This window comes from Oceanibacterium hippocampi, assembly GCF_900172325.1.
Taxonomy (GTDB): Bacteria; Pseudomonadota; Alphaproteobacteria; order Sneathiellales; family Sneathiellaceae; genus Oceanibacterium; species Oceanibacterium hippocampi.
The window spans coordinates 1,178,355-1,200,892 of record NZ_FWFR01000001.1 but is presented as its reverse complement, the minus strand read 5'-3'; the positions used below and the strand labels follow the sequence as shown (position 1 = coordinate 1,200,892).

The following is a 22,538-nucleotide window of genomic DNA, read 5'->3' as shown; positions in this document are numbered from 1 at the left end:
CGATGCGTCTGCCCGTGCCCGCCCTCGCGGTATGTCTCATGCTCGGCGGCTGCGCCGGAGAACTCGACGGCGTCGGCGCCTGGCTGGAAGGCGTCGTCACGCCGTCGGAGCCCGAGGCCCAGGCCGAGGCGACGGCCCCGGCCGATGCCCCGCCAGCGGCCGGACCTGCGTCGGCGCCACCCGCAATGGCCGACGACGCTGGCGACACCCGGATGCTCATCGCCCTCGACCGCAACTGGAACGGCGGTGTCGTGCTCTGCACCGTACCGGCCGCCGAGGCGGCTTACGAGTTGCAGGCCTACGTGGTCAGTCAGGCGGCCTGTGCCGACGGCAACGGCGTCGTCTTCACCAGCAAGGGCGAATTCGGCCGCGCCATCGGCCTGCCGCTGAACGAGGCCCGCGAAACGCTGATCGACGGCGGCGAGGATACCGATTTCGTCTATCACTCGGTGGCGCTCGCGCCGGGGCGCTATTTCGCCGCCCGCGCATTCACCCACCGCCGGGAACACGTGCTCGAAGGCGCCCAGCCGGTCTTCACCCTCGCCCCCGGCAAGACCACCTATGTCGGCCATTTCGAGCAGAAGGACGGCGAGGCCTTCAGTCCGATCGCCTTCGACGCGGCCGCGGCCCGGGCCGCGCTCACCGCCCGGGGGATGGGGACGGGCGAAGAAACCTTCGCCGCCGCGATCCCCGAGCTGGCCGAGATCGACTGCAAGACCGAGGAACGCGGCGTGAAGATCGTCAACCCGGTGACCGTCCATGTCTGCACCATGGGCGTCGCCGAGCGGGTCGAGGTGGTCGAGGAAACCGCCGCGAAGGACTAGCGCGCGGTGCGGCCCTAGTCGTCGAGTGCCTGGTAGACCAGCGCGCGCAGTTCGGGCCGGAGCGGCCAGGTCGACGACGGCAGCAGCTGGGTCATGAAGATCACCGTCACGTCCTCCTCCGGGTCGTTCCAGAAGACCGTGCTCGCCGCCCCGCCCCAGGCATATTCGCCGACCGAGGCCATGACCTTCGCCTTCGCCGGATCGAGCACGACCGAGAAGCCGAGCCCGAAGCCGATCCCGTCGTAGGAGGTCTCGCTGAACACCGACTGGCCGTTCGCCGCCAGATCGCCGTCCAGATGGTTGCGCGTCATGTATTCGACGGTCTTGGGCGAGAGCAGCCGCCCGCCGTCAAAGGCGCCCTTGCCGCGCAGCATCTCGGCGAAGCGGAAATAGTCGCCGATGGTGCCGCAGAGCCCGCCGCCGCCCGAGAGCGCCCGCCCCTCGAGGGCGAACCGGCTCCGCGCCGGCGCCTCCAGCAGGTCGAGCGCGCCGTCCTTCAGGCCATAGAGCGCGGCGAAGCGGTCGAGCCGCCCGGCCGGCACCACGAACCCGGTTTCCGTCATCCCGAGCGGCGCGAAGATCCGTTCGGCGAAGAAGCGGTCGAGCGTCTGGCCGGACCAGACCTCGACCAGGCGGCCGAGCACGTCGGTGGCGACGCTGTAGTTCCATTCCGCGCCCGGCTGCGAGAGCAGCGGCAGCCCGGCAAGGCGCTCGATCACGGTCGCCAGCGGCTCGGTCGAACCGGGCAGCGAGATTCCCTGCTCGCGATAGAGCGCATCGATCGGCGTGTCGTCGAAGAAGTCGTAGGTCAGCCCCGACATGTGGACGAACAGGTCGTGGATGCAGATCGGTCGGTGCGCGGGCTCGGTCTTCATCGCCGCCCCCTTGCCGCCGGTCCAGACCCGCATGTCGGCGAATTCCGGCAGGTAGCGCGCCAGCGGATCGCCGAGCTGGAAGCAGCCCTCCTCGAACAGCATCATCGCCGCGACCGAGGTGATCGGCTTGGTCATCGAGTAGATCCGGAAGACGGTATCCTCGGTCACCGCCGCGCCGGCCTCCCGGTCGCGCAAGCCGCGCCCGTCCAGGTAGGCGATCTCGCCGTGCCGGGCGACAAGCGTGAGCGCGCCAGCGAGCTTGCCCGCCTCCACGTAGCGCGCCATCCAGTCGCCGATCCGCTCCAGCCGCCGGCCGTCGAGCCCCAGTTCTTCCGCTTCCGCCGTGACCGGCATATTGCCCTCTCTTCAATCTGTCCACGCCAAACCAGAAAGCGCACGTTAGGGGGCGCGGCGCGCGCCCGCAAGCCAGGCGCCCGCCTTTCGCCCGGTTCCGGGGGCCGACAATTTGACTCACCTTTGACACGGGACATCCGGCAAAAGAATCACCATATCGACGGATGGTCGAATGACCGTGTTCCGCCAGTTCGAGGGAGTGTTGCCATGATCCATCAATCGATCGCGACGGTCGCAAGTCCGCGACGGCTCGGCCTTGCCGGGCTTGCCGCCGGCCTCGCGCTGGTGCTTGCCGGTTGCGGCAGCACGCAACATGACCGGGCGATCTCCGGCGCCGGCATCGGCGCCGCGGCCGGCACGGTGGTCGGGGCGGTCACCGGGCTCAGCCTGCTACAGGGCGCCGCGATCGGCGCCGCCGCCGGCGGCCTGACCGGGGCCTTCACGTCGAAGGAGGACGTCAATCTCGGCGAGCCGGCCTGGAAGCGGGGCGGCGGGGGAACGCAGAGCGCGAGCGGTGACTCGACGGTGCGCGAGATCCAGGGCGGCCTGCTCCGCCTCGGCTATCCGGTCGGCAGCGCCGACGGGGTGATGGGGCCGGCAACGGCGGAATCGATCCGCGCCTATCAGCGCGACAACGGCCTGCTGGTCGACGGCCGGCCGAGCGCCGAACTGGCCGGCCATATCCGCGATCGCGCCGGCTGATCGAGCGGCCTCCCGAAGGCCGCGACCGATCGGGCAACAGGCATGAAAAAAGGGGCGCCGGCCTCAGGCCCGCGCCCCTTCTTCAACTCGGTCGAAGGTCGCTCAGAGCGCCTTCAGCTCCTCGGCGGAGGACTTGCCCCGCTTCGGGTCGAGCTTCACGTCGTAGGAAACCTTCTGGCCCTCATTGAGGGTGCCAAGGCCCGCACGCTCCACGGCCGAGATGTGCACGAACACATCGGCGCCGCCGCCATCCGGCTGAATGAAGCCATAACCCTTGGTGCTATTGAACCATTTGACAGTACCGGTCGCCATGCCAGTCCTCCAATCGCTTATTCACGCCGCACACCATGCGCGACGCTTCTGACTTCGTTGGGAACGGCAGCAGTTTGACCTAGTGAAGGTGTTAGCAGGCCGGCAGTCCGAAGCAGAATATCGTTGCATAAAATGCGTTAAAATACGGTCGAGTGCAAGGGGGGACGTATTTCCGATGCGCGCAGTTACGCGATAGTTGCATCCGGGCAACGGAGTGCCCCCACCCCTGCCCCGACCGGCCGTCGGCGGTCCTTGGCGGCTCGTCAGAGCAGCCACGGTTTCTGCAGAACCGCCTCGACCCGGTTGATCAGCAGTTCACGCAGTATCGGGACCCGGGCCAGCCAGTGCAGCCCCCAGGAACAGCGATAGCGGCGCCAGCTCAGCTCGAACGGGGAGCGCCGCACGACCTGCTCGAAGCGACGGATGCTCATGCGGTTGAGTTCCGGTGCATAGCTCTGCAACCCGTCCGCCCGGTAGAGCGAGCGGATGCGCATCACGACCCGTTCGGGGAACAGCAGGTTCACCCAGGGCAGGCGGGTGAAGAAATACATGTGCGAACCGTAGGGCGCGTACCAGGGCGGTCCGAAGCAGAGCAGCAGCTTGCCGCCGGGCTTCAGGATCTCGAAGATCTCGGCCAGTGAGGCTTCCGGATCGGGCATGTGCTCGAAGGCGTTCTGCGAGACCGCGACATCGAAATCGCCCCTGGTCACCGTGGCGAATTCGATGTCGAGACCGTGCTTCCCGGCAAGCTCGCGGGCGTGGCGGATCCGCTTCCGCTCGATATCGACGCCCATGACCTCGGCCCCCGCGAGCCGCAGGGCGACCGACTGGTAGCCGTCGCCGCAGCCGTAATCGAGGACCCGCTTTCCCGCCACCAGGCCGTCCAGGTCGGGGAAGGTCCGGCGGAGCTCGTCCAGCGCCCCCTCGACGTCCCAGTCGGTGCCCGGCTCGACATAGCTCCCGCTCGCGCCTGCCGGTTCGACCGAGAAGACCAGCAGAAGCCTCTCCCGCAGCGAGAGAGGGCCCAGTACGCTTCGCGCATTCGTGTATTTGCTCACAACCCCCTCCATCATCCTTTTTTTCTCTTGGTTGTAAGAAAATAGTACACACAATTCTCCGTTGAACAATACGCAGTTTATGATGCGGATTCTTCGCGGGCACAGCGTGTATCAGTCCCCCGCAACCCTTCGCCGTGGAAAGGCGCGACCGAAGAAAACAACCCACGCGGGCGCCACGCTTCACGCAAAGGCGCGTTCGAGCCGGATGTCACGCTCGCGAAAGATCGGAAGTCTCTGGAAACGGAGAGTCGCTGGAGCTGGTCGCCGGCCGGGGGGCGATAGCCGGCGAAGGCCAGGCTGGTGCCGCAGGGGAGATTCGAACTCCCGGCCCCACCCTTACCAAGGGTGTGCTCTACCCCTGAGCTACTGCGGCTTGCCGGCTTCCATGGGTGCCCGGCGAATACCCTTGAACCGCACCGCCTGTCAAGCGCCATGGCGGCGCCCCCGCGAACGACCGCTGCCGCCGCCGGCGCAAGACCCTGTTCCGGAACCGGGTCGCGGCGTAGGATGATCGACTGACGGCCACCGCAGGCGGGGGATGTCGTGGCGCGCGTGAGGATTGGCAGGATCGCAGCGATCGCGGTTGCAATCGGCTTTGCCGCCCTCGCCGGCTTCGTCGGCGCCTATGTCATCGCGCTCTACGACGCGCCGCTGCTCACCCTCGCCGACAATGCCGGCAAGACCGTTGCCCAGGGCTGGCACCGCATGTTCGTCGCCACCCTGCCGACCGATCCGACCACGAGCCATGTTTCCGGCGCGGCCGCGGGCTTCGGTCGCGACGAGCGAATCGCGGGCGAGCGCAGCTACGAGACGATCTTCACGCCGCTTGCCGGGCGGGTGGTGACGATCCCGCGCCCCGACCGGCCGGGCGCCGGCGGCGCGCTCGCCGCCTGGGGCGCCGATATCCTGGCGATGACGCACGAGGGCCGGTTCTACGCCGTCGACCCGACGCTTGATGTTGCCGCGCTCGATATCGCCGCGCCGCCGAACGGCTACGCGGCCTTCGCCGCCGCGGTTACCGGGCCGGCGGTGCGCCTGCCGCCCCGGACGCTCGGCTATTTCCGCTACAACGACCTGCTCGCCGTTGGGCCGCCCGGCGCGCGCGCCCTGTTCGTTTCCTTCACGCGCTACGACGCCTCCGCCGCCTGCTACACGACGACGATCGCCCGGCTCGCCGTGCCCGATGACGACATCCGCGCGGTCCGGGCCGGGCCCGGCGACTGGACCGAGGTCTTCAGCACCCGGCCCTGCCTGCCGCTCAAATCGACATGGCGGCCGATCGAGGGCCATCTTGCCGGCGGCCGGATGGTCCATGCCGAGCCGGGCCCGGGCGCCGGCACGCTCTATCTGGCGAGCGGCGATTATGGCTGGGACGGCAGCTACGGACCGCTGACGATCCCGGGCGCCGACCCGGCGGGCCGGCCGCCGGTCGCCCAGGACCCGGACGCCGATTACGGCAAGGTCATCGCCATCGACCTCGCGACCGGGCGCGGACGGCAGATCAGCCGCGGCCATCGCAACATGCAGGGGATCGCGCTCGACCGGGCCGGGCGGGTCTGGACGGTCGAACATGGCATGCGGGCCGGCGACGAGCTCAATCTCGAAGTCGAGGGCGGCAACTACGGCTGGCCGACGGAAAGCTACAGCACGCTTTACAGCGCCCAGCCGCTGCCGACGGCCCTCAGCCCGGGACGCCACGACCGCCATCGACGGCCGATGCTGGCCTGGCTGCCGGCGATCGCACCCTCGGGGCTGGCCCGGATCGAAGGCTTTCATCCGGCATGGGACGGCGATCTGCTGGTCGCCAGCCTGCGCGCCGAGAGCCTGTTCCGGATCCGCGTCGCCGAAGACCGGGTGATCTTCGCCGAGGAAATTCGCATCGGCGAGCACATCCGGCACGTGCTGCAGCATCCGGACGGCCGCCTGCTGCTCTGGACCGACCATCAGCAGGTCATCGTGATCACGCCGACCGCCGGCGGCACCGGCATGGCCTATGTCGAGGCCCGGCTCGAACGGCTCGCCGCCGAGGGCGGCCCGGCGGCGGCCCTCCGACAGGCCATCGAAGGCTGTGTCGAATGCCATTCGCTGACCCCCGGCGACGACCGGGACGCGCCGTCGCTGGCGCGGATCGCCGGGGCCCGGGCCGGAAGCGGCGGCTACGCGGACTATTCGCCGGCACTCGCCGGCGACGGCCGGCGCTGGACGCGCGAGGCGCTCACCCGCTATATCGCCGACCCGGCGGGCACGATACCCGGCACCCGGATGCCGGCCCCGGAAATCGCCGACCCGGCGGTGATCGAGGCGCTGGTCGACATTCTGGAAGGGCTCGCCTCGGACCTCGAGATGCCGGCCGCGTCGCGCCCGGCCCGGATCGGCGCCCGGGCTTCCGCGATTGCCCCCGATCGGCCATAATCCCGCCGCCTGGACGCCCAGGACCCGCGCTTGACTGGCGGCGGGTGACGAAACCGAAAGGGGCTCCGCCTCCACGATGACGGCTAAAGACCGCAACAATCCGGGCCGGGGCCAGGGCCATGGTCGCGACCCAGACCGGGAGTCCCGGCTGGCTGAGAAGCTGCGCGACAACCTGCATCGCCGCAAGGCACAGGCCCGCGCACGCGGCACGGCGCCGGCCCCCGTCATCAAGAATCGTCCACCCGAGCCCGAGGACCGGGGCTGAGGCAACCGCCGTCCCGTCCGGCGATCCGGACCGGGCAGCGGTTTTCAAGGCCACCGGATTGCGATAAAAGCGGGCGCGGCCGGGCGGGAATCCCGTCAGGTTCACGCCCGCGCCAGTCACGGAACGGAACTCATGGACCGAATCAGAATCGTCGGCGGCACGCCGCTGGAAGGCCGGATCAGGATCGGCGGCGCTAAGAACGCGGCGCTGCCGCTGATGTGCGCGGCCCTGCTCACGGAAGACACCCTGACACTCGGCAACATGCCGGGCGTCGCCGACATCCGGACACTGGCGAGCCTGCTGAACGGGCTCGGCGTCGAGACCGCGATGGACGAGGGCGACGGGGCGGGCGGGCGCGTTCTCACGCTGCGCGCGGCGACCATCACCTCGACCGAGGCGCCCTACGACCTGGTCCGCAAGATGCGTGCTTCGGCGCTCGTCCTCGGCCCGCTGCTTGCCCGCGAGGGCCGGGCCCGGGTCTCGCTGCCCGGCGGCTGTGCGATCGGCACGCGGCCGATCAACCTCCATCTGGAGGGGCTGGAGCAGATGGGCGCGGCCTTCGAGATCGCCGGCGGCTATGTCAACGGCACCGCCCCCGACGGTCTACGGGGCGCGAAGATCCTGATGCCGATGGTCTCGGTCGGCGCCACCGAGAACCTCATGATGGCCGCCGCCCTGGCGCGGGGCACGACGGTGATCGACAACGCCGCCCGCGAGCCGGAGATCGCCGACCTGGCGCGCTGCCTGAATGCCATGGGCGCGTCGATCGACGGGGCCGGCACCGAACGGCTGGTGATCGAGGGCCGGGACAGCCTGCACGGCGCAAATCACCGCGTCCTGCCCGACCGCATCGAGACCGGCACCTACGCGATCGCGGCGGCGATCACCGGCGGCCGGCTGGTTCTCGAGGGGACCGACCTGGAACTGGTCGGCGCGCTCGCCGATATCCTGCACGAGGCTCGCGTCGAGATGACCGGCGACGGCGGCGACCTGACGGTGGCGCGCCAGAACGGTCCGGTCCGGGGCGTCGACGTGATGACCCTTCCCTTTCCGGGCTTCCCGACCGATATGCAGGCGCAGACGATGGCGCTGATGTGCACTGCGGAAGGGGCGGCGATGATCACCGAGACGATTTTCGAGAATCGTTTCATGCATGTACCGGAACTGACGCGGATGGGCGCCAATATCACCGTGCACGGCGCCTCGGCGCTGGTGCGCGGCGTGCCGTGCCTGACCGGCGCGCCGGTCATGGCGACCGATCTGCGCGCCTCCGTCTGCCTTGTTCTGGCGGCACTCGCCGCGAAGGGCGAAACGATCGTCAATCGCGTCTATCATCTTGACCGCGGATACGAACGGCTGGAAGAGAAGCTGGCCAGATGCGGCGCGCAGATCGAGCGGCTGCGGGAATAGGCGCCGGACCGCGGGTCCGGCCGATCGGGGACGAGGCATGGCGAACGAGAAAGACCAGGGCACGCCGCTCCGGCTGATGGCGCAGGACGCCGACGACCTCACGATCGTCGCCTCCGCGCTTGAAAGCGCGGTGACGCGTCCCGACGCCATGACCTGGCGACGGGGCGAACGGCGCTTCGCGGTCCTGTTCAACCGTTTCCGCTGGGAGACCGTTCGCGGCGCCCGGCGGCCAAAGACGATGTTCGAACGAATCCAGTCCGGCCTTGTCATCGACGGCGTGCTTTCGGTCAGCCGCCAGGGTTTCGCCCCCGGCGGGGCCGAACCGGTGCTGGAATTACTGACCATCGCCGTCGAGCAGACCACCGCGCCGGCGGCGCAGGTGACGCTGGTCTTCGCCGGCGGGGCGCTGGTCCGGCTCGACGTGGAATGTATCGAGGCGGTACTGAGCGACCGGGGCAAGCCCTGGACGACGCCGCGCAAACCCGATCACGGCCTGAAGGCGGAGTAACGAAGATGGATCGACCACGCGACGCCGGGGCGCCGGCCAGCGGCGCCGAGGCCGGCATGGATCGCGACGACCGGATCGTCATCGCGCTCCCCAAGGGCCGCATCCTGAAGGAGGTGATGCCGATCGTCCGGGCCGTCGGGATCGAGCCCGAGCCGGCCTTCGACGACCCGGAATCCCGCAAGCTCAAGTTCGACACCAACCATCCGGGCATTTCGATCATCCGCGTCCGCTCGTTCGATGTCGCGACCTTCGTCGCTTTCGGCGCCGCCCAGCTCGGCGTCGCCGGGAACGACGTGCTGATGGAATTCGACTATCCGGAACTCTACGCGCCGCTCGATCTCGGGATCGGCCATTGCCGGCTGGTGGTGGCGGAGCCGGCCTCGCTCAGCCGCTCCGACGATCCCCGGCGCTGGAGCCATATCCGCGTTGCCACCAAGTATCCGGCGATCACGCGCCGCCATTTCGAGGCGCGCGGCGTGCAGGCCGAATGCATCAAGCTGAACGGCGCGATGGAGCTGGCGCCGAGCCTCGGGCTCTGCCGGCGCATCGTCGACCTGGTGTCGAGCGGCGCGACGCTGAAGGCGAACGGCCTGGTCGAGGTCGAGGAGATCGCCGACGTGACCTCGCGGCTGATCGTCAACCGGGCGGCCCTGAAGACCCGGCCGGAGCAGCTCGGCGGCTGGCTGGAACGTTTCCGGGAGGTCATCGGCGATGCGTAGGCTGCATGCCGGCCGTCCCGGTTTCGAGGCCGATTTCGCCGCGCTTCTCGGCGAGAAGCGGGAAAGCGCGGAGGATGTCGACCAGACGGTGCGGGGCATTCTCGCCGCCGTCAGGGAGCGCGGCGACGCGGCGCTGATCGACTACACAAAACGCTTCGACCGGCTTGACGTGACGGCCGGGACGCTGGCCATCGGCGCCGACGAGATCGCCGAGGCGGCGGCCCGCGTGCCGGCCGCGCAGCGCGACGCGCTGGCCCGCGCGGCGGAACGGATCGAGGCCTATCACAGCCGCCAGCTGCCGCAGGATTTCCGCTTCGTCGACGCGGACGGGGTCTCCCTCGGCCAGCGCTGGTCGGCGGTCGCGGCGGCCGGCATCTACGTGCCGGGCGGCACGGCGGCCTATCCCTCCTCGGTGCTGATGAACGCGATCCCGGCGCGGATTGCCGGCGTCGAGCGCGTCGTCATGGTGGTGCCGACGCCGGACGGCCGGCTCAACCCGCTCGTGCTCGCCGCAGCCCAGCTTGCCGGTGCGACCGAGATCTACCGGATCGGCGGCGCCCAGGCGGTGGCCGCGCTGGCCTACGGCACGGCGACGATCGCCCCGGTCGACAAGATCGTCGGCCCGGGCAATGCCTGGGTGGCAGCCGCCAAGCGCCAGGTCTTCGGCACCGTCGGCATCGACATGATCGCCGGGCCGAGCGAGATCCTGGTGGTCGCCGACGGGCAGAACGACCCGGCCTGGATCGCCGTCGACCTGCTGTCGCAGGCCGAGCATGACAGCGCCGCGCAATCGATCCTGATCACCGACGACGCGGGCTTCGCCGACCGGGTCGAAGCGGCGCTCGCCCGCGAACTGGCCATGCTGCCCCGGCGGGAGATCGCGGCCGACAGCATCGCCCGGCACGGCGCCATCATCCTGGTCGACGACCTGGCGGACGCACCGGCCCTGGTCGACCGTATCGCGCCCGAGCATCTGGAACTCGCCGTCGACGATTGCGAGGCGCTGGCGGAGCGGATCCGTCACGCCGGCGCGATCTTCCTCGGCCGCCATACGCCGGAGGCGATCGGCGATTACGTCGCCGGCTCGAACCATGTCCTGCCGACCGCGCGCAGCGCCCGCTTCTCGTCGGGCCTGTCCGTGCTCGACTTCATGAAGCGGACCTCGATCGTGCGTTGCGATCCGGCCAGCCTGGCGGCGATTGGCCCGGCGGCGGTGGCGCTGGCCGAGGCCGAGGGCCTCGGCGCCCATGCCCGCTCGGTCGCGATCCGGCTCAACGACCGGCCGGCGGAGAAGACGGCGTGAGCGGGCCGGGCGAATCCCGCTCGCGCATCGTCGACGTCAAGCTCGACGAGGCCGGGGTCATTCGCCGCAGCCCCGATGTCGAGCATGAGCGCAAGGTCGCGATGTTCGACCTGCTGGAGGAGAACCATTTCGCCCCGATCGGCGTCGACGGCGGGCCGTTCCGGCTCCGCCTCGCGATCGAGGACAACCGGCTGGTCTTTGACATCCGCGACGAGGCCGATGCGGAACTGGCCCGGGTCGGCCTGCCGATCACGCCAATGCGGCGCCTCGTGAAGGATTACTTCAAGATCTGCGAAAGCTATTTCCAGGCCATCAAGTCGGCGACGCCGTCGAAGATCGAGGCCATCGACATGGGCCGGCGCGGACTGCACAACGAGGGTTCGGAGATGCTTCGCGAGCTGCTGGCGGAAAAGGTCGAGCTCGACTTCGACACCGCGCGCCGCCTCTTCACCCTCGTCTGCGTATTGCATATCCGGGCCTGAATATGCCCCTGCCGGCCAGCGTCCTGTTCGCCTGCACTCAGAATGCGGTTCGTTCGCCGATGGCCGAGGGAATCATGAAGATGCTGTTCGGCCGGCAGGTCTATGTCGATTCGGCCGGCGTTCGGCCGGTCCCGACCGACGGCTTCGTGATCCAGGTGATGGACGAGATCGGCATCGATGTCAGCCGCCACAGGTCGAAATCCTTCGACGACCTGGAGGACACTTCCTACGACCTGATCATCTCGCTGTCGCCGGAGGCGCAACATTCCGCGGTCGAACTGACGCGCACCATGGCCTGCGACGTCGAATACTGGCCGACCCTCGATCCGTCGATCATCGAGGGCAGCCGGGAAACCCGTCTCCAGGCCTATCGCGAGGTCCGCGACCAGCTCATGAAACGGATCACCGAACGCTTCGACAGCGGCCCGAATCCGGTCGTCTGAACGGCTCAATCCCGCAAATAGCTTGATTTTTGCCGCTATTCGCGCATCTTTCCCTCCGCGAACGAACCGAACGGAAGAGTTTATGGCGAAGGAAGAACTTCTCGAATTTCCCGGCACAGTGACTGAGGTCCTGCCGAACGCGATGTTTCGCGTGATACTCGAAAACGAGCATGAGGTGCTGGCACATACGTCCGGCAAGATGCGCAAGAACCGGATCCGCGTGCTGGCCGGCGACAAGGTCACCGTGGAAATGACTCCCTATGACCTGACCAAGGGGCGGATCACCTTCCGCCACAAGTAGGCCGTGGCCACGGGCATGGGGATCTCCCAACCCTTCGAGCCGCCGCCGCTGACGCTTGCATCGGCCTCGCCGCGCCGCGTCCAGCTTCTCAGACAGCTCAGACTGGAACCCGCCGCCGTCGATCCGGCCGAGATCGACGAGACGCCGCGCGCCGGCGAAAGCGCGCGCCTGCTCGCCGGTCGGCTGGCATCCGGCAAGGCAGCGGCCGTCGCCCCCCGTCATGCGGGGCATTTCGTGCTCGCCGCCGATACCGTTGTGGCGCTCGGCCGGCGGATCCTGCCGAAGGCCGAGGACGAGGCCTCGGCGCGGCACTGCCTGAACCTGCTGTCGGGCCGCGCCCACCGGGTCTACACCGGTCTCGCGCTGATCGCCCCGGACGGCCGCGAGGCAACCCGCGTGGTCGCCAGCCGGGTCACCTTCAAGCGCCTCGACCGGGCCGAGATCGACGGCTATCTCGCCTCCGGCGAATGGCACGGCAAGGCCGGCGGCTATGCCATCCAGGGTCTCGCGGCGGCCTTCGTCTCGGCGCTCCAGGGCTCCTATTCCGCGGTCGTCGGATTGCCGCTTCACGAAACCGCCTGTCTGCTCACGGGGCTCGGCTACCCGCTCTGGCAGGCGCAGGCGGCAGCTCCCGCCGATGCTCGCTGAACTGCTGATCGAGGCGGGTCCGTTCGAGACCCGGGTCGCAAGCCTAGTCAAGGGCCGCGCGGTCTCGTTCGAGATCATGCCCGGCGGCGGCGAACTTGCCGTGGGGGCGCTGCATCTCGCCCGCGTGACCCGGATCGAGCCCTCCCTGCAGGCCGCCTTTCTTGCCCTCGGCGACGATGCCGAAGGGCTGATGCGGCTCCGCGACGCGCCGCGCCGCAAGGGCGCGAACGGCGATGCCGGGCCGCCGCTGCATGAAGGCGAGATGCTCGTCGTCGAGATCGAGCGCGCCGCCTATGGCGGCAAGGGGCCGCGTGTCAGCGCCCGCCCGGAACTGACCGAACGTCTCCTGGTATTGCGCCCGGCGGCCCGCGAACTGGCGCTCTCGGCGCGGCTCGACGATGCCGCCAAGGCGCGCCTTCGGACCTGGGCGGCAACGACGACATCGCGCCGCGACGGGCTCGGCCTGACGATCCGGACGGCCGCGGCCCAGGCCGACGAGGCGGAACTGGACGCCGCCCTCGACCGCCTCCTGGCGCGCTGGCAGGCGATCACCGCGAAGGTCCGCGCGGCCCGCGGCCCGACCCTGCTGGCGGCCGCGCCGCACCCGATCCTGCAGACGCTGCGGGCCGCCGATCCGGCGACGCTGGCAGCGATCCGCATCGAGGGCGATGCCGCCTTCGCCGAGGCCCGGGCGCTCGCCGCCCGCGAATGGCCGGCGCTCCTGTCGCTCCTCCAGGTGCATCGCGACGGCGAGCCGCTGTTCCTCGCACACGGTGTCGACGCGGCGATCGAGGAGGCGCTGGAACCCCGCCTGGCACTGCCCGGCGGCGGCGACCTGGTGATCGAGACGACCACGGCGCTGACGGCGATCGACGTCAACGGACCGGGCGGCCGCAATAGCGACGCCGAGCTCACCGCGCTGGAGATCAACCTGCGCGCCGCGGCGGCGATCCCCGGTGCGCTAAGGCTTCGCAATATCGCCGGCCTCGTTGTCGTCGATTTCGTCGGCATGCGCGACCGCCGCCACTGGCAACAGGTCATGGCGAAGCTCGAGGCCGGTTTCCGCGCCGACCCGGCGGAAGTCGTGCTGGAACAGCCGGACCGCTTCGGGCTGGTCGCGCTCAGCCGCGCCCGTAAGGGGCCGAGCCTCGCCGAGCGGTTGCTCGAACCGGCGGCCGACGGGCTGCGCCTGTCGCTCGAGGCGGCCGCCTCGAAGCTGGCCCGGGAGGCTCTGCGCGACGCCCGTCACCGGGTTGGCGGAAAGCTCCGTCTTGTCGCCGCGCCGGCCCTGGCCCACTATATGGAGAAACATGCGGAGGCGCTCGCCCGCGCCATCGCCCGCCCGCTGGCAATCGTCGCCGACGCGACGCTAGCCCGCGGCGAGGAACGGCTCGACTGGGAAACATGAGGATCGATGAACGCGATGCCTGAAGGCGGCGGACCGAGAAAGCCGGCGCGCTGCCCGATCTGCGGAAAGCCGGCGGAGGCCGGCAACCGGCCCTTCTGTTCACCCCGGTGCAAGGATCTCGACCTCGGCCGCTGGCTTGACGGACGCTACGCGATCCCGACCGAGGAAGCGCCCGGCGAGCCGCCGCCCGTGACCGACCGGGACGAACAGGAATGACCCCGGCACGAGGAGCCAACGCAGAATGACCAACGCCGCCCTGACCCGTGGCGCCCACCATATCGGCCTGACGGTCCCGGACCTCGCCGGTGCGCGCGCCTTCTTCATCGACTTGCTCGGCTTTCGCCAGGTCGGCGAGAAGCCGGACTACCCGGCCGTCTTCGTCACCGACGGCTCAACCATGATCACGCTCTGGCAGGCCGCCGATCCGGCCAGCGCCGTGCCCTTCGATCGCCGGAACAATGTCGGCCTCCACCACCTGGCGCTGAAAGTCGAGGACGCGGCGGCGCTCGACACCCTGCACGGCAGGCTGGCGGACAGCGCCGGCGTGGTCATCGAGTTCGCGCCCGAGCCGCTCGGCGGCGGCGCCACCCGGCACATGATGTGCGCCATTCCGGGCGGCATCCGCCTCGAGTTCATCGCGCCGGGCGGCTGACCGCGCGGGCCGGGTCCAGCGCTGGCGCCAGACTTCCAGCGCCTCCACCAGCGGCACGAATTCCTGCCCAGCTTCCGTCAGGTAATGGGCAAATCCGCGGCCGCTTGTCCGGCGGCGCTCGATCACCCCTTCGGTTTCGAACTGGCGCAGCCTGCGCATAGCACGCCGGCGGCGATCGCCGGGGCGACGGTGTCCGATGCCGGGCACCGTCGCCCCGGATCCCGGCGCTTTTTCGCAAGCGATTGACGGCGTTGTATTTTTCCCGATTCGACCGCCCCGGCGCAACCTGACGGGGGCGCAATATCCTTGCATTTGCCCCCGTGTCACCTATGTTAGCGGCGCTACTGGATCCCGCCTTCGGGCCGGATTCAGCCTCAGAAAACAGGCTAAAGCATAGACGCCCGTGGAATTGAAACTACCCATCGCATCCGATGGTTCCCGGGCCAAAGGACCTTTTCCCGACAATCTGAGACACAGATCGGTCACGCCATCCGGCGCGGCGGTCTACGCGCTTGCACATGACATCGGGAAAGGACCCAGACATGCGAGTCAATGGAACCGTTAAATTCTTCAACCAGGCCCGTGGCTTCGGCTTCATCACCCCGGATACCGGCGATGGCGACGTTTTCGTCCACATCTCCGCGCTCGAACGCTCCGGCGTTGCCTCGGTCGACGAGGGCAGCAAGGTCAGCTTCGAGATCGAGGATGATCGTCGCGGCCGCGGCAAGCAGGCGACCAATCTGCAGCTCGCCTGAGACTTCTCCACCGGGCGCGTCGCCGGACTCCGGTTCCGGCGGCGCGATCCGCAACACCATGAACGTGCCGCCGGAGATTCGGCAGGCCGGCATGATCGGCAAGACAGGATGACGAGCATAACCAGCGAAACGATTTTCAGCCCCGCGGCGGCCGGCGAGGGTCCGGCGGACCGCGGCACGTCAGGGTCGGTTGCGCGGACCCGCGATTGGGCACGAATTGCCCGGCGGCATGCCCAGTCGGATCGGGCGCAGGGTATCCTGCAACTGCTCAGCACGATCATTCCGCTGGCCGCGATCTGGACGGCGATGATCCTGACGGTGCATGACCATTACTGGCTGACCCTGCTGATGTCCGTGGTTGCCGCCGGCCTGGTCGTCCGCCTGTTCATCATCCAGCACGACTGCGGCCATCGCTCGTTCTTCCAGTCGAAATGGCTCAACGACCTGACCGGCACGCTGATCGGCTTCGTCACCCTCACCCCGCACGAATACTGGCGCCGGGCGCACAACATCCATCATGCGACCTGCGGCAACCTGGAAGGCCGCGGCATCGGCGACCTTGAACTGCTGACCGTCGCGGAATATCGCGCGTTGTCGCCCTGGCGGCGCCTTGCCTACCGGATCTACCGGCATCCGCTGGTCATTCTCGGCATCGGGCCGATCTATGTCTTCGTGGTGAAGTACCGGCTGCCGCTCGACCTGATCCGGCGCGAGCCGAAGCTCATTCGCGGCGTGATGATCGCCAACCTGGGGATCGTCGGCCTGCTGCTGGCGCTGGGCCTCGCCTTCGGTTTCACCGAGGTGCTGATGGTGCAGGCACCGATCATCCTGCTGTCGTCGGCGATCGGCGTCTGGCTGTTCTATGTCCAGCACCAGTTCGAGCAGACCTACTGGCAGGACCGCGAGAACTGGGATTTCCACGAGGCGGCCGTGATGGCGAGCAGTCACTACGACCTGCCGCGCCTGCTTCGCTGGTTCACCGGCAATATCGGCCTGCACCATATCCATCACCTGTCCTGCCGGATTCCGAACTACCGCTTGCGCGACTGCCTGGAGGACATCCCGGCGCTGAAATCGCTGAACCGCCTCACGCTCCGCGACAGCCTGCATTGCATGCGGCTGGCGCTGTGGGACGAGAACAGGCAGCGGCTGATCTCCTTCCGGACCCTGCGCAAGGGCTGAGAACGGGTCCTAGCCGAGCGCGTGGACGGTGAGCGGTCCGTGGCCCTTCAGGGTCACGGTCAATGCCGGGCTGTCCGGATAGCGATCGGCGACGGCGGCGTAGATTCCGTCGCCGAGCAGGATCTCGCCCGACCTCGCCAGTGCCTGGATATGCGCCGCCGCGTTGACCGGATCGCCGACCGCGGTGAAATCGACATAGCCGCCGGCGCCGACATTGCCGACATAGGCCGGCCCCGCCTCAAGCCCGATCCCGACCGCCAGGCGGCCGTCCTCCGGCCCCGCGCCGGCAAGCGCCTCCCGGAGCTCCCGCGCCGCGGTGACCGCCACCCGCTTGAAGTCGGGACCGGCGAATCCGGGCACGAAGAACGCCATCACCTCGTCGCCGATCAGCTTGTCGATCGTCGCGTCATGAGGGATCAGAACCTCGGTCGCGATGGTGTAGAAGCGGTTGAGCGTCTCCGCGTAGGCGGTCGGCCCGAGCCGGTGGGCGAGCCCGGTGGAATCGCGGATGTCGGCGAACAGCACGGCGATCTCGACCTCGGCGCCGCCCGGCGGAAGTCCTTCGCAACAAAGCACGCAGAGCGCGGGATTCTTGCGCGACGGGCGCATGTTGATGAGGGCGCAGAGCTTGCCGCCGATGCCGCCGAAGGGATTATGGCAAAGCTTGCAGCGTGGCGGGCCGGGCAGCCGCGAGAAGATGCGGTGCATCCATTTGAGCGGCGGATGCCCCTTGATCACGACCTGTTGCCATTCGACGTTGATGACCCGATCGCCGGGACCCGGTTCAACCATGGCCCGCCTCCAGGAGGCCGCCGCCACCGGAGTCGGTGACATCCTGGCGGCCGCAAGTCGCACACCCGGAACCCTGGACGCCGCGGTACGCGACGCTTCATTTTGCCATAGCCGGCGACGAACGGGAAGGCCCGGACGCGGGCCCGGCCATGTGCGACCGGACCCGCGACGGTATCAGGCGACCAGTTCGACCAGTTCCAGCTCGAAGGTCAGCGCCCGGCCGGCGAGCGGGTGATTGGCGTCGAGCGTCACCGTCGCCTCGTCGAGTTCGACGACGACCAGGTTGATCGGGTTGCCCTGCTGGTCGGCGGTGCTGAGCGCGGTGCCGATCTCGAGATCGATCTCCGGCGGGATGCGCTCGCGCTCGACCTTCTGGACGAGCTGCGGGACGTGCGGGCCATAGGCTTCCTCGGGCGCCAGCGTGACGCTCTTGGTCTCGCCGGGCTTCATGCCGAGGATCGCCTGCTCGAAGCCGGGAATGACCATGCCGACACCGATCTCGACTTCCAGCGGGTCGCGGCCCGCCGAGCTGTCGAACTGGGTGCCGTCGTCGAGGGTGCCAGTATAGTGGACGCGAACCTTGTCGCCGGTCTCAACCTGTTTCATCTCGTCTGCTCCGTCTTCTCGTCGTTCGCGGTTGTCCGGACCGGACGGCCATCACGGGCGCTCAGCCCCGGCCGTCCCCGGACTCCATCTGGATGCCCGGAGATCCTCCGGGCCGTGGCGAGAGCTCCGGCAAAACATCAATGGAAGGTGAGACACGATACGGACGGGCCGTGCGTCACTTGCAAGGAGAGGTTGTGCGAAGGTCGGCTCCAAGGCTACAGGAGCGGCCGGTCAAGTCAACCGCGCCGGCCGCCGAAGCCGGCCTCGGATCGGCCCTCGGGAAGGGGTGGCGGACCCGGTACCGGGCCCGCCCCGCCGCCGTCAGCCGAGGAAGCGGTCGCGCAGCCGGCGCATGCCGCTGAGCCAGCGGTCGTAGTCGGCGGTCTTGCGGCGCATGTATTCGATCACCTGCGGATGGGGCAGGATCAGGAATTCCTCACGGTCCATGGTCTCGACGACGCAATCGGCCAGCACCTCCGGTTCGATCATGCCGTCGACGGCGGCGACGTGATTCTCGTGCCCCGCGGTCATCGCCGTGCGGACCGATTGCGGGCAGAGCACCGAGACCCGGACGCCCTTGTCGCCGTAGCGGATCGCCAGCGTCTCGGCGAAGGCGACGGCCGCATGCTTGGTCACCGCGTAGGTGGCGCTGTCGACCTGGGAGAGCAGCCCGGCCGCCGACGCGGTATTGACCAGGTAACCCTCGCCGCGCTCGACCATGCCGCCGACCACGGCGCGGGCGGCATAGACATGGGCCATGACATGGATCTTCCAGTTCATGTCCCAGATGGCGTCGGGCGATTCCTCCCAGCCGTAGCGGGCGATGCCGGCGTTCGAGCAGAAGATGTCGATCGGCCCGTAAGCCGCCTCGGCCGCCTTCACGACCGCCTGGATGTCGCTTTCCTTCGAGACGTCGCAGGGCACGGCGGTGCCGCCGATATCCTGGGCGACCTTCTGCAACGGGCCTTCCTGGAGGTCGGCGACGGTGATGCTGCGCGCGCCCTCGCGCTTGAAGCGGTGGGCGAGTTCCAGGCCGATGCCTGACGCGGCCCCGGTGATGACGACATTCTTGTTGGCGATCTTCATTACTGTCCTGCCTCAGGTTTTTCTTATCTGGCGAAGATGTAGCCGATGCGGCCTCAGAGCGCCACGCCCAGCGCCCGGGCCAGGCCCGGAAAATCGTCGGCGATGACGTCGCAGGCCGGGTTGGGTTCCGGGTCCGGCGGGCCGGACGGCCCCCATTCGTCCGGGCGGCGGACGAAGGCGGTGCGGAAACCGGCGGCGCGCGCCGCGTCCAGATCGAAATTGTGGCAGGCGACCATCAGGCATTCGGACGGTTCGAGCTGCAGCCAGCGGGCCGCCGTCAGGTAGGATTCGCGGAGCAGCTTGTACTTGCCGATCCCCTCGCAGGAGAGCACCGCGTCCCATGACAGTCCGTTGGCGCGCGCGGTATCGATGATCAGCCGGTAACTCAGGATCGTGAAGGAGGCGCAGATGAAGGACTGGCGGAGCTTCGGCAGGACCGGCGGGAAGTCCGGCCAGCAGCGCAGGTGATGGGTCGTCGGCGCGCCGAGGCTGGCGCGCTCGTCCGCCGTCCAGTCGTCGAGGCCGTGCTTCGCCAGCGCGTCGTCTACGGCAAGTTCGTGGCCGCCGTCGAAGTTGTAGGGCGGCGGCGCGGCCTCGCCCAGGTTGACCATGCGGCGGAGGACATTGCCGCGGATCTCGTTGGCGACCGCGTGCCAGTCGGCGTCCTGGCCGTGCGCCTGGCCGGCCTTCCGCAGCGCCGCGACATAGCCGCTGTGCCAGTCGAGGATGGTGCCCCCTGTATCGAAGGTGAGCGCCCTGATGCCATCGGTCGTCATGCTGTCCTCTCGTTTCTGTGCGGTCGTGAACCGGGCCGGGCCGCGCCTCAGGCGGCGTCGACGACCTTGCCCGGATTGAGAATGTTCTTCGGGTCGAGCGCCACCTTCAGCCGGCGCATCAGCGCAAGCTCCTCCGGGTTGCGCGAGAGCGGCAGCCAGCCCTTCTTGTCGAGCCCGATGCCATGCTCGGCCGAGACCGAGCCGCGCCCGTCGAGCGGCGCGTAGACCGCCCGCTCGGCCGTCTCCCGGGTCGCCGGGTCCATCGCCCTGCCGCAGACCGCGAAATGCAGGTTGCCGTCGGCGATATGGCCGAAGGTATAGGTCGCGTAGTCGGGCAGCGTGCGGGCAAGCGTCGCCTCGACCGTCGTCACGTAATCCGCCATCTCCGGGATCGGCAGGCTGATGTCGAAGGGCAGCACGGTTTCGTGGCGGTCGAACAGCACCAGGCTGTCGTCCCGGATGCGCCAGAAGACCTCGCTTTCGGCGGCCGACTTGGCGACCACCGCATCCGCGAGCAGGCCGGCCTCGAAAGCCTGGCCGAGGGCGCCCTCGAGCGCGCCGCGCGCGGCCTCGTCGCTGCGGTCGAGGGCCTCGATCAGGACCACGAAGGGCGCCTTCGCCGGTAACGGCATGCTCGCGCCGCAGGTCGCCTCGGCGGTCACCGCGTAATAGTTCCGCCACATCACCTCGAAGGTCGAGAGCGCGCCGCCGAGCCCGCCATCGACCGCCTTCAGCAGGCTCGCCACCTGCTCGAAGCTCTCGACCGCGGCGAGCGCCGTCGCCTGGCCGCGCGGCAGCTCGAACAGCCGCAGCACGGCGCGGGTGACGATGCCGAGGGTGCCTTCCGTGCCGATGAAGAGCTGCTTCAGGTCGTAACCCGCGTTGTTCTTGATCACCCGGTTGAGCGAGGAGAGCACGGTGCCGTCGGCCAGCACCGCCTCGAGCCCGAGCACCAGCCCGCGCGTCATGCCGTAGCGGAAGACCCGGCAGCCGCCGGCATTGGTCGCGATATTGCCGCCGACCGTGCAGGAGCCGCGCGACGGCAGGTCGAGCGGGAACATCAGGCCGGCCGCCTCGGCCGCCTCCTGCACGACCTGCAGGTGACAGCCGGCGCCGACCGTCATGGTCCGGTTGACCGGGTCGATCGCCTCGATCCGGTCGAGCCGTTCGAGCGAGAGGATCACGTCGCCGGGCCCGGTCGTGGCGCCGCCGGCGAGCCCGGTCAGCCCGCCCTGGGCGACGACCGCGCGGCCGGCCTCGTGACAGAGGCGGAGCGTGGCGGCGACGCCGGCCGTGTCGCGCGGCCGGACCAGGATGCCGGCCCGCAGGTTGCTGGCGCCGAAGCCCGGATTGCGCTCGGCCACGGCGCTGCCTTCCAGCACCTGTCCCGCGCCCAGCGCCGCCGTAAGCGCGGCCGCGAAATCCGCATCGCTGCCCGACAAGCCCATCCCTCCCGCTTCGTCTCGTTTCGATCCGTCGAGACTAGTGCAAGCGCCCGGCCCCGTCACGCCGGCCGGCGGCCCGCCCGGCCGCAGGATGCTGCCCGCCACGCGCAAAGCCGCTTGACAGCACCCGCGCCGCGCGCCGTCATGAAGCGGTCATAAAACAGAAACCAGGACAGGAAGGCACCATGCGGAACTTCGCCAGCATCCTCGCGGCGGGCGCCCTCGCGGCGACGCTGCTCGGGCCCGCTCCGGCCACGGCGCTCAGCCAGCCGGAAGCCGACGACAACCTGAACGCCACGCTCTGGGCGCAGAGCGCGGTGGAATACAAGGCCAACGCGATCGCCGCCTACATGGCGGCGCGGGCGGCCCTCGACATGGCGCTCGCCGACAGGGACTGGACCGCCGTGGACGAGCAGCAGGCCGGCTACCAGGCGCTGCCGCCAGCGGTCATCCTCGACGTCGACGAGACCGTGCTCGACAACCTCGCCTACCAGGCGCTCACCGTGACCAGCGGCGAGGGCTTCCCGAAGAACTGGGACGCCTTCGTGCAGTCGGCGACCTCGAAGCCGGTGCCGGGCTCGCTCGATTTCATCGCCTACGCGGCCTCGAAGGGGGTGACGGCCTTCTATGTCACCAACCGCTCGGCCGACCAGGAGGAGGCGACGCGGAAGAACCTCGCCGCGCTCGGCTACCCGGTCGCGACCGAGACCGACACGGTGCTGATGAAGGGCGAGAAGGAGGGCTGGGGCTCGGCCAAGGGCTCGCGCCGCGCGGTGGTCGCCGCGACCCATCGGGTGCTGGTCGTGGTCGGCGACAATTTCGGCGACTTCGTCGACGCATACAAGGGCACCATCGCCGAGCGCCAGAAGGTGTTCGAGGCGAACGCCGACAAGTGGGGCACGAAATGGATCATGCTCGCCAACCCCTCCTACGGGAGCTGGGAGGCGGCGCCCTTCGGCTTCGACTACAAGCTGCCCGACACCGACAAGCGGCGCATGAAGCGGGACGCGCTGGAGCCCTTCGCGCCGCCGCAGTGAGGGCGGGCCGGCGACCGGCCGGCGACAGTGATAACGGCCAGCCGGGGGCGCGCGACCTGCGGAGAGACGCGCTCTCGGCGGCGGCGAAATTCGCCCGCGCCGGGCTATGGACAGGGCCGGCGCTTTCGCCTATAACGCGGCGTCGCCAACGCCGAGGCCCGCGATTTCGGGCCGGTTGCCGCC

26 protein-coding genes, 1 tRNA gene and 1 pseudogene are annotated in these 22,538 nt (G+C 69.2%); 18 read left to right on the top strand and 10 right to left on the bottom strand.

Annotation, left to right across the window (positions count from 1 at the left end):
• Positions 1-2 precede the first annotated feature (2 nt).
• Positions 3-824 carry a hypothetical protein gene (locus tag OCH7691_RS05585; RefSeq protein ID WP_139839533.1) on the top strand — a complete coding sequence of 274 codons (822 nt, stop codon included), beginning with the start codon at positions 3-5 and terminating at the stop codon, positions 822-824.
• 14 nt (positions 825-838) lie between these two features.
• Here OCH7691_RS05585 and OCH7691_RS05580 read toward each other — a convergent pair whose 3' ends face one another.
• Positions 839-2,053 carry a serine hydrolase domain-containing protein gene (locus tag OCH7691_RS05580; protein ID WP_085882379.1) on the bottom strand — a complete coding sequence of 405 codons (1,215 nt, stop codon included), beginning with the start codon at positions 2,051-2,053 and terminating at the stop codon, positions 839-841.
• Between the two features lie 207 nt (positions 2,054-2,260).
• Here OCH7691_RS05580 and OCH7691_RS23485 point away from each other — a divergent pair, with 207 nt between their 5' ends.
• Positions 2,261-2,755: a peptidoglycan-binding domain-containing protein gene (locus OCH7691_RS23485; protein WP_085882378.1), complete on the top strand. Its 495-nt coding sequence runs from the start codon at positions 2,261-2,263 to the stop codon at positions 2,753-2,755.
• Between the two features lie 102 nt (positions 2,756-2,857).
• Here OCH7691_RS23485 and OCH7691_RS05570 read toward each other — a convergent pair whose 3' ends face one another.
• From OCH7691_RS05570 to OCH7691_RS05560, 3 genes are all read right to left on the bottom strand, one after another.
• On the bottom strand, positions 2,858-3,067 hold the full coding sequence (locus OCH7691_RS05570; RefSeq protein ID WP_085882377.1) for a cold-shock protein: 210 nt from the start codon (positions 3,065-3,067) through the stop codon (positions 2,858-2,860).
• Positions 3,068-3,330: 263 nt separating this feature from the next.
• Positions 3,331-4,125: a class I SAM-dependent methyltransferase gene (locus OCH7691_RS05565; protein WP_176244934.1), complete on the bottom strand. Its 795-nt coding sequence runs from the start codon at positions 4,123-4,125 to the stop codon at positions 3,331-3,333.
• Between the two features lie 298 nt (positions 4,126-4,423).
• Positions 4,424-4,498, bottom strand: a tRNA-Thr gene (locus tag OCH7691_RS05560).
• Between the two features lie 179 nt (positions 4,499-4,677).
• Between OCH7691_RS05560 and OCH7691_RS05555 the strand changes: the two genes are divergently transcribed.
• The 13 genes from OCH7691_RS05555 (at position 4,678) to OCH7691_RS05500 (ending at position 14,676) form a co-directional block, all read left to right on the top strand.
• Complete coding sequence (locus tag OCH7691_RS05555) at positions 4,678-6,537, top strand: PQQ-dependent sugar dehydrogenase (RefSeq protein ID WP_139839531.1); 1,860 nt, start codon at positions 4,678-4,680, stop codon at positions 6,535-6,537.
• Between the two features lie 76 nt (positions 6,538-6,613).
• Positions 6,614-6,802, top strand: a complete 189-nt coding sequence (locus OCH7691_RS22855; protein WP_139839529.1) for a hypothetical protein — start codon at positions 6,614-6,616, stop codon at positions 6,800-6,802.
• Positions 6,803-6,934: 132 nt separating this feature from the next.
• Complete coding sequence (gene murA, locus OCH7691_RS05550) at positions 6,935-8,212, top strand: UDP-N-acetylglucosamine 1-carboxyvinyltransferase (RefSeq protein WP_085882374.1); 1,278 nt, start codon at positions 6,935-6,937, stop codon at positions 8,210-8,212.
• Between the two features lie 37 nt (positions 8,213-8,249).
• Entirely contained in the window at positions 8,250-8,720 is a 471-nt protein-coding gene (locus OCH7691_RS05545; protein WP_085882373.1) for a DUF2948 family protein, read from the top strand.
• A 56-nt stretch (positions 8,721-8,776) separates the two neighbouring features.
• Entirely contained in the window at positions 8,777-9,439 is a 663-nt protein-coding gene (gene hisG / locus OCH7691_RS05540) for an ATP phosphoribosyltransferase (RefSeq protein WP_085883520.1), read from the top strand.
• Positions 9,432-10,742, top strand: coding sequence for a histidinol dehydrogenase (gene hisD / locus OCH7691_RS05535; protein ID WP_085882372.1), 1,311 nt, complete (start codon positions 9,432-9,434; stop codon positions 10,740-10,742). The genes hisG and hisD overlap by 8 nt, the downstream gene beginning before the upstream one ends.
• Entirely contained in the window at positions 10,739-11,224 is a 486-nt protein-coding gene (locus tag OCH7691_RS05530; protein ID WP_085882371.1) for a UPF0262 family protein, read from the top strand. The genes hisD and OCH7691_RS05530 overlap by 4 nt, the downstream gene beginning before the upstream one ends.
• Before the next feature lie 2 nt (positions 11,225-11,226).
• On the top strand, positions 11,227-11,667 hold the full coding sequence (locus tag OCH7691_RS05525) for an arsenate-mycothiol transferase ArsC (protein WP_085882370.1): 441 nt from the start codon (positions 11,227-11,229) through the stop codon (positions 11,665-11,667).
• A gap of 82 nt (positions 11,668-11,749) precedes the next feature.
• Positions 11,750-11,968, top strand: coding sequence for a translation initiation factor IF-1 (infA, locus tag OCH7691_RS05520; RefSeq protein WP_085882369.1), 219 nt, complete (start codon positions 11,750-11,752; stop codon positions 11,966-11,968).
• Between the two features lie 15 nt (positions 11,969-11,983).
• On the top strand, positions 11,984-12,616 hold the full coding sequence (locus OCH7691_RS05515) for a Maf family protein (RefSeq protein ID WP_085882368.1): 633 nt from the start codon (positions 11,984-11,986) through the stop codon (positions 12,614-12,616).
• Positions 12,606-14,024 carry a ribonuclease E/G gene (locus OCH7691_RS05510; RefSeq protein ID WP_085882367.1) on the top strand — a complete coding sequence of 473 codons (1,419 nt, stop codon included), beginning with the start codon at positions 12,606-12,608 and terminating at the stop codon, positions 14,022-14,024. The genes OCH7691_RS05515 and OCH7691_RS05510 overlap by 11 nt, the downstream gene beginning before the upstream one ends.
• A gap of 15 nt (positions 14,025-14,039) precedes the next feature.
• Positions 14,040-14,240, top strand: a complete 201-nt coding sequence (locus OCH7691_RS05505) for a DNA gyrase inhibitor YacG (RefSeq protein ID WP_085883519.1) — start codon at positions 14,040-14,042, stop codon at positions 14,238-14,240.
• Positions 14,241-14,265: 25 nt separating this feature from the next.
• Positions 14,266-14,676 (top strand): VOC family protein, encoded by a 411-nt coding sequence (locus OCH7691_RS05500; RefSeq protein ID WP_085882366.1) that lies wholly within the window; start codon positions 14,266-14,268, stop codon positions 14,674-14,676.
• 18 nt (positions 14,677-14,694) lie between these two features.
• On the opposite strand, the pseudogene OCH7691_RS23815 reads toward OCH7691_RS05500, so the two are convergent.
• Positions 14,695-14,835, bottom strand: a pseudogene (locus OCH7691_RS23815) (winged helix-turn-helix transcriptional regulator); the annotation flags it as partial.
• A 383-nt stretch (positions 14,836-15,218) separates the two neighbouring features.
• Between OCH7691_RS23815 and OCH7691_RS05495 the strand changes: the two are divergent.
• Both OCH7691_RS05495 and OCH7691_RS05490 read left to right on the top strand, forming a co-directional pair.
• Positions 15,219-15,431 carry a cold-shock protein gene (locus tag OCH7691_RS05495; protein ID WP_085882365.1) on the top strand — a complete coding sequence of 71 codons (213 nt, stop codon included), beginning with the start codon at positions 15,219-15,221 and terminating at the stop codon, positions 15,429-15,431.
• Between the two features lie 108 nt (positions 15,432-15,539).
• Positions 15,540-16,613: a fatty acid desaturase gene (locus OCH7691_RS05490; RefSeq protein ID WP_085882364.1), complete on the top strand. Its 1,074-nt coding sequence runs from the start codon at positions 15,540-15,542 to the stop codon at positions 16,611-16,613.
• A 9-nt stretch (positions 16,614-16,622) separates the two neighbouring features.
• Here the strand turns inward: OCH7691_RS05490 and OCH7691_RS05485 are convergent, their stop codons facing one another.
• The 5 genes from OCH7691_RS05485 to OCH7691_RS05465 all read right to left on the bottom strand — a co-directional run bounded on the left by OCH7691_RS05485 (position 16,623) and on the right by OCH7691_RS05465 (position 21,321).
• Positions 16,623-17,405, bottom strand: coding sequence for an adenylate/guanylate cyclase domain-containing protein (locus OCH7691_RS05485; protein ID WP_176244933.1), 783 nt, complete (start codon positions 17,403-17,405; stop codon positions 16,623-16,625).
• Between the two features lie 174 nt (positions 17,406-17,579).
• The gene (locus OCH7691_RS05480; RefSeq protein ID WP_085882362.1) at positions 17,580-18,011 is read right to left on the bottom strand and encodes an FKBP-type peptidyl-prolyl cis-trans isomerase; all 432 of its coding nucleotides are present in this window, start codon (positions 18,009-18,011) and stop codon (positions 17,580-17,582) included.
• Between the two features lie 321 nt (positions 18,012-18,332).
• Positions 18,333-19,097, bottom strand: a complete 765-nt coding sequence (locus OCH7691_RS05475) for an SDR family oxidoreductase (protein WP_085882361.1) — start codon at positions 19,095-19,097, stop codon at positions 18,333-18,335.
• A 53-nt stretch (positions 19,098-19,150) separates the two neighbouring features.
• Positions 19,151-19,873 carry an HAD family hydrolase gene (locus OCH7691_RS05470; RefSeq protein ID WP_085882360.1) on the bottom strand — a complete coding sequence of 241 codons (723 nt, stop codon included), beginning with the start codon at positions 19,871-19,873 and terminating at the stop codon, positions 19,151-19,153.
• 47 nt (positions 19,874-19,920) lie between these two features.
• Entirely contained in the window at positions 19,921-21,321 is a 1,401-nt protein-coding gene (locus OCH7691_RS05465; RefSeq protein WP_085882359.1) for an FAD-binding oxidoreductase, read from the bottom strand.
• Between the two features lie 182 nt (positions 21,322-21,503).
• Between OCH7691_RS05465 and OCH7691_RS05460 the strand changes: the two genes are divergently transcribed.
• Entirely contained in the window at positions 21,504-22,355 is an 852-nt protein-coding gene (locus OCH7691_RS05460; protein WP_085882358.1) for an HAD family acid phosphatase, read from the top strand.
• Positions 22,356-22,538 lie beyond the last annotated feature (183 nt).